This is a genomic window from Draconibacterium mangrovi (genome assembly GCF_010586825.1).
Classification (GTDB): Bacteria; Bacteroidota; Bacteroidia; order Bacteroidales; family Prolixibacteraceae; genus Draconibacterium; species Draconibacterium mangrovi.
On the sequence record NZ_JAAAGB010000004.1, the window covers coordinates 174,930 to 187,847 of the forward strand.

At 41.0% G+C, this 12,918-nt stretch carries 10 protein-coding genes; 4 read left to right on the forward strand and 6 right to left on the reverse strand.

Going from position 1 to position 12,918, the window contains the following annotated elements; translation table 11 throughout:
* Positions 1-6: 6 nt before the first annotated feature.
* Positions 7-750 carry an outer membrane lipoprotein-sorting protein gene (locus G4420_RS12475; RefSeq protein WP_163323967.1) on the reverse strand — a complete coding sequence of 248 codons (744 nt, stop codon included), beginning with the start codon at positions 748-750 and terminating at the stop codon, positions 7-9.
* Positions 747-1,349, reverse strand: a complete 603-nt coding sequence (locus tag G4420_RS12480) for a TetR/AcrR family transcriptional regulator (RefSeq protein WP_163323968.1) — start codon at positions 1,347-1,349, stop codon at positions 747-749. The genes G4420_RS12475 and G4420_RS12480 overlap by 4 nt, the downstream gene beginning before the upstream one ends.
* A 286-nt stretch (positions 1,350-1,635) precedes the next feature.
* Between G4420_RS12480 and G4420_RS12485 the strand changes: the two genes are divergently transcribed.
* Both G4420_RS12485 and G4420_RS12490 read left to right on the forward strand, forming a co-directional pair.
* The gene (locus G4420_RS12485) at positions 1,636-3,408 is read left to right on the forward strand and encodes a hypothetical protein (protein ID WP_204273676.1); all 1,773 of its coding nucleotides are present in this window, start codon (positions 1,636-1,638) and stop codon (positions 3,406-3,408) included.
* A 214-nt stretch (positions 3,409-3,622) separates the two neighbouring features.
* On the forward strand, positions 3,623-5,527 hold the full coding sequence (locus G4420_RS12490; protein ID WP_163323969.1) for a CocE/NonD family hydrolase: 1,905 nt from the start codon (positions 3,623-3,625) through the stop codon (positions 5,525-5,527).
* A gap of 25 nt (positions 5,528-5,552) precedes the next feature.
* Here the strand turns inward: G4420_RS12490 and G4420_RS12495 are convergent, their stop codons facing one another.
* The 3 genes from G4420_RS12495 to G4420_RS12505 form a co-directional block, all read right to left on the reverse strand.
* Positions 5,553-6,509: an L-threonylcarbamoyladenylate synthase gene (locus G4420_RS12495; protein ID WP_163323970.1), complete on the reverse strand. Its 957-nt coding sequence runs from the start codon at positions 6,507-6,509 to the stop codon at positions 5,553-5,555.
* Positions 6,510-6,614: 105 nt separating this feature from the next.
* Positions 6,615-7,187: a DUF2179 domain-containing protein gene (locus tag G4420_RS12500; protein WP_163323971.1), complete on the reverse strand. Its 573-nt coding sequence runs from the start codon at positions 7,185-7,187 to the stop codon at positions 6,615-6,617.
* 77 nt (positions 7,188-7,264) lie between these two features.
* Positions 7,265-8,839, reverse strand: coding sequence for a peptide chain release factor 3 (locus G4420_RS12505; protein ID WP_163323972.1), 1,575 nt, complete (start codon positions 8,837-8,839; stop codon positions 7,265-7,267).
* Positions 8,840-8,953: 114 nt separating this feature from the next.
* Between G4420_RS12505 and G4420_RS12510 the strand changes: the two genes are divergently transcribed.
* Positions 8,954-9,490 (forward strand): GNAT family N-acetyltransferase, encoded by a 537-nt coding sequence (locus G4420_RS12510; protein WP_163323973.1) that lies wholly within the window; start codon positions 8,954-8,956, stop codon positions 9,488-9,490.
* Between the two features lie 112 nt (positions 9,491-9,602).
* Complete coding sequence (gene ovoA, locus G4420_RS12515) at positions 9,603-11,702, forward strand: 5-histidylcysteine sulfoxide synthase (protein ID WP_163323974.1); 2,100 nt, start codon at positions 9,603-9,605, stop codon at positions 11,700-11,702.
* A gap of 96 nt (positions 11,703-11,798) precedes the next feature.
* Here ovoA and G4420_RS12520 read toward each other — a convergent pair whose 3' ends face one another.
* Positions 11,799-12,917 carry a gamma-glutamyl-gamma-aminobutyrate hydrolase family protein gene (locus G4420_RS12520; RefSeq protein ID WP_163323975.1) on the reverse strand — a complete coding sequence of 373 codons (1,119 nt, stop codon included), beginning with the start codon at positions 12,915-12,917 and terminating at the stop codon, positions 11,799-11,801.
* Between the last annotated feature and the right edge of the window lies 1 nt (position 12,918).

Genomic DNA, 12,918 nt, shown 5'->3' on the forward strand with positions numbered 1-12,918 from the left:
CAGTCTTTATCGTATCCTTTTCATATTCTGCTGCGAAAAAAAGCTCTCCTTCAAATCAACATCAAACTCAATTTTATCAAAGATCATAACCGTTTTGTTGCCTTCTTCGTCGGCCGGAATCATTTCCAAACGTGTTGGCATTTCGCGGTCGTCCATCATTTTTACATCCGTCAGAATTTCGGTATTCACGAGGTAGCCGTCTTCATCGTAAAACTCAGCTTTCAGCCAGTGCAATTCTTCTTTCGATATCCACATAATCACTTTTCCCCAAACAACGGGCGCATCTTCGTGGGGTATCAGTTCAATTTTATAGCACGAATAGCCGTCAACTTCTTCTTCGCCAAGCAGTTTGTTCGAATAGTCTTTTGCCATTTGCGATTCCTTAACCAAATTGTCGTTGGTAAAATCCGAGCCCATCCACGACTGCATCATCATCGACGGAGGAATTTTTATCATCCTTTCGATGTTGGGTACCCAGTTCCACATTTCTTTGTCACGTTTCAGAAAAACCTGGCCTTTTTCTTTAGCCGGTGCGGTAATGTATATCAGCGAGTAGTCGTTTCCCAGGGTCCAGTTTTTCATCGAAACGGTGCGGCTCCATCCCGGGCGTTCAATAATCATGGTCATTTCTCCACGGCTGGATTCGCCTCTGAATTTTTCGTCGGCTTGTTTTATAATTGCTGTCATATCCTGGGCCAGCACAAAAAGGCCCACAAGCACAAAAGTTAGTGTAAGTTGTATGCGTTTCATTTTGGTAATTGTTGATTGTTAACGATTTTAAATGCTGCGGTAATTACGGCCTCTTCCAGTTTATCTATGGGGAAAACATCGGGGGCAGCCACACAATATAAAAAGGCGCCTTCTATTAATGAGGAAATGGCCATGAGGTCGCTTTCAGGATCTGTGCTGCCCTGATCTTTTATAAAACCATAAAATAGATTGAAAATGGGGGCCGCTTTTTCGGCATAGGTATCAGCAAAAGTTTGTGAGATTTGTGGTTGCAGCAAGAGTGAAAAAAACAACTTCCAGTGCTGCATGTTATCGCGAAGGTGTTTAAAATTTTGCCGAATGAAATAGATAAATTCTTCCTGGGAGAGTATTCCGTCATGGTTAATATCCAGGTTGTCGTAGATTTCGTTAAAACCATGTTCCATCAGTTCATCAAGTATTTCTCTCTTGCTGCTGAAGTAGTTGTAGGTTAGTCCCTTGGAGATTTTTGCTTTAGCTGCAATCTGGCTAATTGAAGTGGCGTGATAACCATTTTCTGCAAATAGTTCAAGAGCAGTTTCCATGATTAAATGTTTCTTCTGCTTTCTGATATCGTCGAATTGTTCCGGACTTCTTGGCATCTTTTTTATTTATTGATTGAACGGTCGGTCAAAGTTAAAAGATGTATTTTGAAATTCCAAGAAAAAATTGGATTAATTGACCGATTGGTCATACGTCTATAATTGAATTATAGACGAAAAAGTTCGAATTAAAAGTTTGTGATTGAAAATAAATAGGAAAATAATGGTCAATTTTGTCAATGCATCAATAGTTGCAAGCAAATGTAAAATAAGTTGCTTTCTTTGCGCCCAATTGATTTTAATTGAAACGGGGCGTAATTAACCCCGTCTTACATAATTTACGTAAATGAAGATATTTGAAGGACATTCTTTCCATATACCCGTTCTGGGTGTAGGATATTCAATGGACACACCTGTTAATGTAGCACCTTTTGGAATTTCGTCGGTGATCTCGCTTGTTGATGATTCGCTGATGGAAACGATACGCGAATTCTACTGTAAAAAGTTTGATTTGCCGTTTACAGCTATCTCAAAAAAGGTCGACGATCACAGAGCAAAACGCATAACATCGTACCTGAATACGATGGAAGAGATTGTAAATAAGAAGGTTGATGGACTAAAAGCTTCTTTGTCGAATGTTGGTGGCGAGTTGGAAAAATATTACGACATGCTTCCCGAGGCATCGGAATTGAAAAAGAAATTCAACAACCTTGGCTTTAAGAAATCGGTTACCGAAGAGCTTAAGAAATGGGTGAACGAAAAGTTGCCGGTGGGTTCGATTGATGTAAACATCATGACAAAACTCGACCAGGTTAACAAAAAAGATGGCGAGGAACTTCCCATCGAGTATAACGATGCACATGCGGCATTGCGTGGTTTTGCCAACAGTAACCTGAGTTCGTCGTTGGTACTTTCGGCCGGAATGAGCCCGCGCTTGTACAGCTACATCGAAAATTTCAAAGACTTTTTCCCTGATATTAAAGGGAAGATCAAAAAGAATATTATTCTGAAAGTTAGTGATTTTCGATCGGCGCTTGTGCAGGGTAAAATGTTGGCTGCAAAAGGACTTTGGGTTTCGGAATACCGTATCGAATCGGGTGTAAACTGTGGAGGACACGCTTTCCCGACCAACGGTGTTTTGTTTGGGCCAATTTTGGATGAATTCAGACTGAACCGTCAGAAGTTATTCGATACTTGTGTTGAAGTTTATAAAACGGCTTTACAGAAAAAAGAGCTTTCGCAACCCGCTACCGAACCTGATATGAAAATTACCGCTCAGGGCGGCGTTGGTAACGTTGAAGAACATAACTTGCTGCTCGATCATTACAACATGGACAGTGTTGGCTGGGGATCGCCATTTATGTTGGTTCCTGAAGTTATCAGTATCGATACTGAAACCATGAACCTGTTGGCTGATGGTAAGGAAAAAGATTATTACTACAGTGGTTTGTCGCCGCTGGGTGTTCCGTTCAACAGTATTAAAGGGGCATCGATGAGTAATCTGCGTTTGGCAATGGCTGCCGATGGAAAGGCAGGAATGCCTTGTACAAAAGGATTTTTGAAGTATAACACTGAATACACTGAAAAACCGATCTGCACATCGTCGCGCCAGTACCAGAGTAAAAAGTTACAGGAACTGGAGGAACTGAATTTGCCGGAATCGAAATACAAAAAAGCTTACGATAAAATTATCGAGCCGGAATGTTTGTGCATTGGGCTTGGAATTTCTATGCTGCAGTCGAAAGGTTTCGAAGTGAAAGAAAACGAGAAAGTAACTGTTTGTCCGGGACCAAACCTCGCATATTTTTCAAAAATCTCTTCTCTGAAAGAGATGGTTGACCATATTTACGGGCGCATCAATTTGTTGGATAAAGGTTATCGTCCTCATATGTTTTTGAAAGAACTAAGTATGTATCTTGATATTTTTAAAGAGCGTATCGAGGCTTTTCAGCAAAACACCGACGACGTAAAAGAAAAGCGTAACCTGGTGAAATTCAAAAGTAACCTGCAGGAGGGAATCGAATACTACAAAAACCTTTTTGGTGAAAAGAAAAAGGATGTGGTGCTCGAACTGGAAAAACTTATTCAGAAATATTCAGTTCTGAACGTGGAGTTGTAATTGTTTTCATAAAACTATATAAAGGCGGGATCCATTTAGTTGGGTTCCGCTTTTTTGTTTTGTGAAATCTGAAGGTGTTAATGCAAAATGAAATTATTTGTAGGTAGTAATTGTAAATATGACAAAAAACAGCACCATGTGATGATAAACTGTTTATATTTGGGCGAATTAAAAATCTGGTTGTCGTTCGATGCCACAAATTATTAGATCATTTATGAAGCGTTGTCATTTATTCCTTTTGGTCTTCTCCCTGTTTCTTATTAGTGTAAATGTTAAAGCCGAAGATGCTGACTCGTTGTATGTTGCAACACATTACAACGAATCGGAATACTTCATTGAAATGCGCGACGGAGTAAAATTGTTTACGGTGGTTTACACGCCAAAAGACGAATCGAAAACTTACCCGATGTTGATGAACCGTACATGTTACAACGTAGACGGGACACGCAATAACAAACTCAGGGCGCCATCAGATTACCTGATTCGTGGCGGATATATTCTGGTTTATCAGGATGTTCGTGGTCGTTACATGTCGGGCGGAACTTTCGATAACATGCGCCCCAATATTCCGGGTAACGATGTGAAAAACAAAAAAGACATTGATGAAAGTTCGGATACTTACGATACCATCGATTGGCTGATCAAGAATATAAAAGGCAACAACGGCAAGGTAGGCATTTACGGTATTTCGTACCCCGGACATTACAGTGCAGCTGCTTTGCTTGATGCGCACCCGGCCTTAAAAGCATCTTCACCTCAGGCACCGATTTCTGATTTCTTTTTCGACGATTTCCACCACCAGGGGGCATTTTTGCAATCGTACATGGCAGCTTTTCCGGTGTTTGGTTACCAGAAAGATTCGTTAACCAACAAAGCATGGTACGCCGATAAAATGATGCGTTTGTACAAAGATCGTCCTGCGGATGGTTATGAGTTTAACCTGGCGCTGGGGCCGCTGAAAAACATTACTAAAAAATACCATTACGATAACTTTTTCTGGAATCAGGTGGTGGAGCATCCTAACTACGACGAGTTTTGGCAAAAGCGTTCAATCCTGCCACATCTGAAAGACATAAATCCTGCGGTGTTGACTGTTGGTGGCTGGTTTGACGCCGAAGACCTGTTTGGGCCGATAAACATTTATAAAACCATTCAGCACAACGACCCGGATGCAAAAAGTACGATTGTTATGGGGCCGTGGACACACGGTGGCTGGTCGCGCGAACGTGGACAGCAAACCATAAATCATATTTACTTTGGCGACAGTATTTCAACTTTCTTTCAGCGCGAAATGGAAAAACCATTTTTCGATTACTACCTGAAAGATGAAGGAAAAATGACTTTGCCGGAAGCCTATATGTTCGATACCGGATTAAAAGCGTGGAAAAAATACGATGAATGGCCACCAAAAGATGTGGCTCCGGTTACTTTTTCGTTTGGCGAAAACGGCAAATTGCTGATGAACGAGAATATCGACCCCAATGCTGAATTTAGCTATGTAAGCGACCCGGCAAAACCGGTGCCTTACCGTTCGGAGGTGGAAGGTTTAACGTTTACGCCACGCTTGTTTATGACCGATGATCAGCGCCATGCTTCGTACCGCCCGGATGTGTTGACCTTTAAAACCGAGATTCTGGACGAAAATGTAACTATTGCTGGCGAAATTCTGGCTCAACTGGTGGTTTCAATGACCGGCACCGATGCCGATTTTGTGGTAAAACTGATCGATGTTTATCCGGATGATTTTCCAAATTACGAGCACAATCCTAAAAATATTATAATGGGTAGTTACCAACAGCTGGTGCGTCATGAAGTATTTCGTGGCCGTTTCCGCGACAGTTACGCAGAGCCGAAACCTTTTGAGCCCGGAGTGCCAACCAATGTAACTGTTCCGTTACAGGATGTGTTGCATACGTTTAAAGAAGGTCACCGCATTATGATACAGATTCACAGTACGTGGTTTCCTTATATCGACCGTAACCCACAAAAATATGTCGATAACATTTACAAAGCGGATGAAGAAGATTTTATCAAATCTGAAATTACCATTCACGGTATGTCAACCGTAAAAGCTGGTGGTGATTTACCAACAATTGAATTGCTGAAAAAGGTGGATTAATGAGAAGCGATTTAATCGCTTCAGCTTATTTGTCCCGATACTGATAAACGGCTTTTTTTAGCCTGTCCATAATTGCAATTCCGATACCGACTTCAGGTATCGGTTCTGCAATTATCAGGTCAACATCCGAATCTTCCAAACGATGCAGTGCTTCAAAGAATTTTGCTGCAGCTTCGCCTAAATCTCCGTTGTCTGATAAACGCTCAATCAGGTGATACTTTTCTGGCTCTTGTACTTCAGAGAATGCCAAAAAACCATATTTTTTGTTTTCCAGATGTTCCGGCTCATTGCCGAAAAGGTACATGGGTTTGCGGGGGCTGTAATGCGATTTTAAAAGCCCCGGCGATTTGATCGGCGAATTGGCTTCCGTGGTTTTACTTTGCGGAAGCACTTTCAGTAAATCCTGCTCTGTAATAAATCCGGGGCGCAGTATTTTAAATTCTCCCTGACACAGTTCGATAACTGTTGACTCGATACCTACTTTTGGGAGTTCGCCGTTGAGTATACATTTTAGCTCAGGAAGTTGTTTCTGAACGTGCTCAGGAGTGGTAGGACTTAACATTCCAAACCGGTTGGCACTGGGTGCTGCAATGCACTTTCCGGAAAGTTTTAACAGTTCCCGGGCTGTGTGGTTGGCCGGCATCCGAACGGCCACCGTATCCAATCCTGCGGAAACAATATCGGGTACCGATTTTTGCTTTTTGGCAACAATTGTTAATGGGCCCGGCCAGAAATGTTCTGCCAGTTTAAGTAGCGCATCATCAATTTCAACAAAAAGTTTTTCCAGCTCCGAAACCTCTCTAATATGCACAATAAGCGGATTAAATGTTGGTCGTTCTTTTGTTGCAAAAATTTGTGCAACCGCCTCGGCATTAAATGCATCTGCACCTAAACCATATACCGTTTCGGTAGGAAAAGCCACCAACTCACCATTTTCGATTAGTTTGGCTGCCAATTTTGTATCGTTGATAATCGAACTCATTCTTTGCTTCAAATTTGTGGGCACAAATATCTAAAAAATAAGGGAGAGTTGTCAAAACAAATCTCTCTTCATGATTAAAGTTTACATGAAATGCCGGTAAGTTAATTATTTTCCTTTACGCAAACGGAAACGAGCCGAGGGAATAGGGAAGACACCTTCATTTACAAATTTGATATCTTCCACCGAATAGAATGCTTTTGGGTTGGTTGTTTTTACAATCGACTCTACTTTCTTAATCTCCGAACGTTTGATGATACTGTGAATAATACTAACTTTTTCGTTTGCTCCTTGTGCATTATGATGGGTAATACCATATCCCGCCACTTTCAGATTTTCTATCAGTTTGCTGGCATCCTTTTTTGTAATAATCTGTAGTTTAACTATACCCAGCGCCAGTTTTTCTTCAATGAGTAAACCGATGTAATTTCCGGCAGCAAACCCCAAGCCATAGGCAATGTAACAAAGCCAGTTGTCGAGATTTTCTATAATTTTTGTAATGGCAATCAGCCAAATTAACACTTCGAAAAATCCCAGGATAGGAGCCCAAAGTTTGTGGCCTTTCGATACCATTACAATACGAATGGTTCCAATAGTTACGTCAGCGATTCGCGAAATAAAAATTAAGCCCGGAAGTAGCAGATAAATGAATAGACTACTGTCGTAAAAACTTGTATCCATAAAAGTTAATTATTGATTCTGTTTTTATTTCAAAGGTAGAGATTTCCCTCCGCTTGAAGAAGGAAATGACAGAACCATTAAAACTCCGAAGTAAAATGGAACTTAATGTCTTTGAATTCGTCTTGTGCCATTTGTAAAATGAAAGATGAATCGGCCATAAAAACGTCGCGACCCAGTTTATCTTTTGCCATTTTCTGGTGTTTGCGTTTCTTGAATTCAGTCAGAACTTTTTGGTCGTCACACTGAATCCAGCAAGCTTTGTGCATCGACAGCTGCTCGAACCGGCATTTTGCACCGTATTCATGTTCCAAACGATACTGAATAACTTCGAACTGAAGTTGTCCGACAGTACCAATAATTTTGCGTCCGTTAAAAACACTGGTGAAAAGCTGTGCAACACCTTCGTCCATCAACTGGTCAACTCCTTTTGCCAGCTGTTTTGATTTCATTGGGTCGGCATTTTCAACAAAACGGAACATCTCAGGCGAAAAGCTCGGCAGTCCTTTGAAGTGGATATCTTCTCCATCGGTAACAGTGTCGCCAATAATGTAGTTTCCGGTATCGGGCACACCGATAATATCGCCAGGGAAAGCTTCCTCAACAATTTCTTTTTGCGAAGCCATAAATGCGGTCGGGCTCGAAATACGGAACGATTTTCCCAGCCGAACATTTTTATACATTTTATTTCTTTCGAATTTACCCGAGCAGATTTTTACAAAGGCAATCCGGCTGCGGTGGTTCGGATCGATGTTGGCATGTATTTTAAACACAAAACCGGTAAATCCTTTTTCTTCTGGTTTTACAACGCGTTCTTCCGTTTGGCTTGGTTGTGGCGTTGGTGCAATTTTTACAAAAGAATCAAGTAATTCCTGCACCCCAAAATTATACAGTGCACTACCAAAAAATACTGGTGCCAGTTCTCCCGAAAGGTAGTCTTCGTTGTTAAACTCCGGGTAAATTCCTTCCACCAGTTCCAGTTCTTCGCGCAGTACATCGGCATCTTCGCCAATGTGGTCTTCCAAAGTCGGATCCGAAATATCTTCAAACCTTATACGCTCTTCAATTTCCTGAATATCGGGTGTAAAAAGTTTCAGGCTGCGATTAAATATGTTGTAAACACCTTTAAAGTCGGGACCATTGTTAATTGGCCAACTCAACGGCCGCACTTTAATTTTTAGCTGGTCTTCGATTTCGTCCATCAGGGTAAACGGATCTCCCGCCGGGCGGTCCATTTTATTTACAAAAACGATAACAGGCGTTTTGCGCATCCGGCAAACGTTCATCAGCTTTTCGGTTTGCGGCTCAACCCCTTTTGCTGCATCAATAACGATTATTACGCTGTCGACCGCGGTAAGCGTGCGGAAAGTATCTTCCTGGAAATCCTGGTGACCCGGGGTATCCAGAATGTTTACTTTGTATCCGTTGTATTCGAAACCCATTACCGAAGTAGCCACAGAAATACCACGCTGGCGCTCGATTTCCATAAAATCGGAAGTGGCACCTTTTTTAATTTTGTTGCTTTTTACAGCACCTGCCACGCGAATTGCTCCACCAAAAAGAAGTAGTTTCTCGGTTAAGGTGGTTTTCCCGGCATCCGGGTGACTCACAATTCCAAAAGTGCGACGACGTTGTATTTCTTTAAAAAAACTCATTTGCTATCGTATATGTAATGCGGCCGCAAAAATAGAAAAGATATTTTAAATCAATCTTATAAAACAGAAAGAGCTGTTTGGTGTTAATTCTAAAACAGAAAAAGTAACAGCTACATGATATTTATAAATATCGATGAACTGAAATTTGAAGCCTATAAAAACGATCTGGTGAATTTATACATCGATTCATTTTCGGCAGGTAAAAGTTTTCAGTATCATTCTGAAGAAGAAACTGCAGCATACCTTCAATCGATTTTTGATGTTGGATATGGGATTCTTGCCATGGAGAAAAATGAATTAGCCGGCGCAATTCTGTTAACACCTTTCAGTTTTGATGAACTGCTGCCCGAAGAAATTGCACACGATTTTGATGTGACACGTTCGGTTTATGTTGCTGAAATGATGGTTGAACAATCAAAACAAGGGCAGGGGATAGGTAAAAGGTTACTGACCTTTTTTCTTGAAGAAGCAGATCGAAACAAGTTTGACCATTCTTTTATAAGGGTTTGGATAGAAAACAAAGCTGCTGTTGGTTTGTACAAAAAAATGGGTTTCGAGGTTTGTGCAACAATCGTTCAGCCCAAATTACTGGCCGATAAAAGTGGTACTTTCGATTTCCAGAAGATCTATCTTCATCAGCAACTCAGCTGATTTTCCGACTCAATATTTATCAATAACTTAAACAATTATGATCGTTGATTTGCTATATGCTGATTATATTCGTTAATATTTTAAAACCCGATTCTCAAGGATATATTACATTATGAACAATTTGATAACCCATACAACCGATTTGATTAACGGAGATGCCGAACAAAAAAAGGCAGAAATCCGCGATTACTTTTTGAAAACATATACGCTCGATGAAAAACTATACGAGTATTTAAAAACCGATGAAGCTTTTTATCGCAGGGCCGATCCGTTGCGACATCCGCTAATATTTTATTACGGACATACCGCTGTGTTTTTTATCAATAAACTGGTGCTGGCTAAAATTCTGGATCATCGAATTGACTCCCATTTCGAATCAGTTTTTGCCATTGGTGTTGACGAAATGAGTTGGGACGATTTAAACGAATCGAATTATGACTGGCCTACCGTAAAAGAGGTGTTTGAATACCGCATGAAAGTAAAAGAAGAGGTGTTAAAGGTAATCGACTCAACTCCGCTGACTTTACCCATTAACTGGGAAAATCCGTTTTGGATAATTATGATGGGAATTGAGCATGAGCGCATTCATATTGAAACTTCGTCGGTGCTGATACGGCAATTACCGCTGAAATATTTAAAACCAAATGTTTTCGATGCTCCATGTAAGGAGTCAGGAGATGCACCTGAAAACCACATGTTAAACGTTGAAGGAGGAGAAGTGATTATCGGAAAACCATACGATCACCGATTTTACGGTTGGGATGTGGAATATGGGGAGCATCAGGTAGAGGTTGATGCCTTTAAAGCGTCGGAGTATCTGGTCTCAAATGGTGAGTTTCTTGAGTTCGTTAATGACGGTGGTTATAAAACAAAAGAATACTGGACTGAGGAAGGCTGGAACTGGTGCCAATACAAAAAAGCTGAATTTCCATTGTTTTGGCGAAAAGATGCTGATAAATATTTTTTGCGGCTTTTTGATCAGGAAATTGAAATGCCCTGGAACTGGCCGGTTGAGCTGAATTATCTGGAAGCAAAATCATTTGCCAACTGGAAAACAAAACAAACAGGTAAAACTTATCGTTTGCCAACCGAAGCGGAATGGTATCGACTGGCGGAACAAAACGGCATAAACGATGCTAATTTTGCAACTGTTGCGGCAAATATTGGTTTGGAGAAGTTTGTGTCGCCATGCCCGGTAAATCAATTTAAACAAGGTGATTTTTATGATATCATCGGAAATGTTTGGCAATGGACGGAAACGCCGGTTACAGGTTATCCGGGATTTAAAGTGCACCCTTTGTACGACGATTTTTCAACGCCAACTTTCGATGGCAAACACAACATGATAAGAGGTGGTTCGTGGATTTCAACCGGAAACGAAGCTACCTGGCATGCCCGTTATGCCTTTCGCCGTCATTTTTATCAGCATGCCGGATTTCGTTTGGTAGAATCGGAAAATCCATTGATTATCCGTAATGACTCGTACGAGACTGACTCGGAAGTGGCACAATCGTGTGAATTTAATTATGGAAAGCCGGTTTTGGGCTTCGATAATTTTCCTAAAAGTATTGCCGAAATCTGTAAACAATATGCTAGTGATCAAAAGTCGCTGAAAATGATCGATTTGAATTGCGATACCGGACGAACAGCTTTTGAATTGTCCGATTCTTTTAAACAGATAACAGCAATTGATTTTTCGGCACGTTTTATACGAATGGCGATTCATTTGCAGGAGCAGGGTTTTGTTCGCTACATTACAAAAGATGAAGGTGAATTGGTGCATTATAACGATGTGCAATTGTCAGAACTTGGGTTGAATGCGAAAGATAACCTGCAATTTATGCAGGCTGATGCCAACAATCTAAAACCAATTTACAGTGGCTACGATGTAATTTTAGCCATAAACTTATTGGAAGAATTATATAATCCGAAACATTTTTTGACACGCATTCACGAACGATTAAATGCCGGAGGAATTTTTATTTTGGGTTCAGGCTACGACTGGGAAAAGAACAATATAAAACGCGAAAACTGGCCGGGAGCGTTTAAGCAGGATGGAGAGCCGGTAACATCCTTTGAAGGCATAAAAGCTTTGCTGCAAGATAATTTTGAATTGGTGAACGAGCCAATTAACCTGACCGCGGCAAAAGCAATATCATCCCGTAATATTGAGATTTCGGTGGTTGAAATCTCAGTTTGGCAGAAGCTATAAAGAGTCGGGGAAAAGAGAAGCCCGGAGTTGATGTAAATTCAAACTCCGGGCTTCTCTTTTTCAGCCAATCGGCATGTTCGTATTTTGTTGAAACCCTCAACGCAATTTCGACTTTTTTACGTCTTTAAACGATTCGGAAATATGTTTCCAGTAATCTTTATGAAATTTCACATCTGATTTTCCAAGGATATCATGATAGGTTTTTGGCTCATCATCCGGATGAAAAATCTTTAGTCCCATGTCCTCGTATAAAGCCGATACTTCAGGATGAAACTGAACGGCAAATACATGTGGGTAAGTGCTGTGCGCAACTCCTTCAATAATTTTACCATCGGTCGATAAACAGGTTACTTCCAAACCTTTTCCCAGCTTTTCAATGGCCTGGTGGTGACTGCTGTAAATGCGTGGAGTAGCTTTCTTTGACATTTTTATGGTTTCTCCAAAAAACGGGTTGTCAGTAAATTGAATGGTGTGCAGGTTGATACCCATAAAAAGCGAATCTTCCTCGATTAACTGCCAGTAGTTGCGGTGCATGTTGGCACGGCCTATTGCAACGGTTTCTTCGGGCGTTTCGGCATTATAAACCTCAGCAGGAATGTCCTGGATCAATGTCCCGCCGGTACCCACATTCATGGTTTGCATGCCCAGGCAAAAACCGGTTACCACATAATCCGGCCGCTCGGCAAGGAAGGGTTTAAATGATTCGTTCTGGTAGCCTCCCAACAAGTGAAACATAAAAGTGGCTTCGTAATAATGACGGGCAGGAGTGAACACATCGGATTTTGTATTTTCCTCGCCATAAATGGCCGGAGGAATATCGGCACCACCAAAAAAGATAATTCCGATCGAATTGTCAAATACCTTTTTTAGCTGGGCTGTAACATCGTTTTCCTCGTACAAATTTGTCTCGTTAAGCTCGCCCGTAATTTCGTGCAGATAAAAATTATGGAGCCTGTTTTCGTTGATGTATTCTTGTGTTTTTGTGTAATCGGTTTTTTGCCCTTCGTAATAAACGCCAACAAATTTCACCTTGTTTTTATTTACCTGCATAATGTTATTATCCGTAAGGTATTGAATGGTTTTTATACGATTAACCGTGGGGTCGCAAAGAATGATGTATTTCTTGCGGGTATTAAAATCAGTATCGAAAAAATGTTGCGCGAACGAGGTGCTAACCACCAGGAACGCAATCGTTAGTAAAAGCAGCCTTTTCATT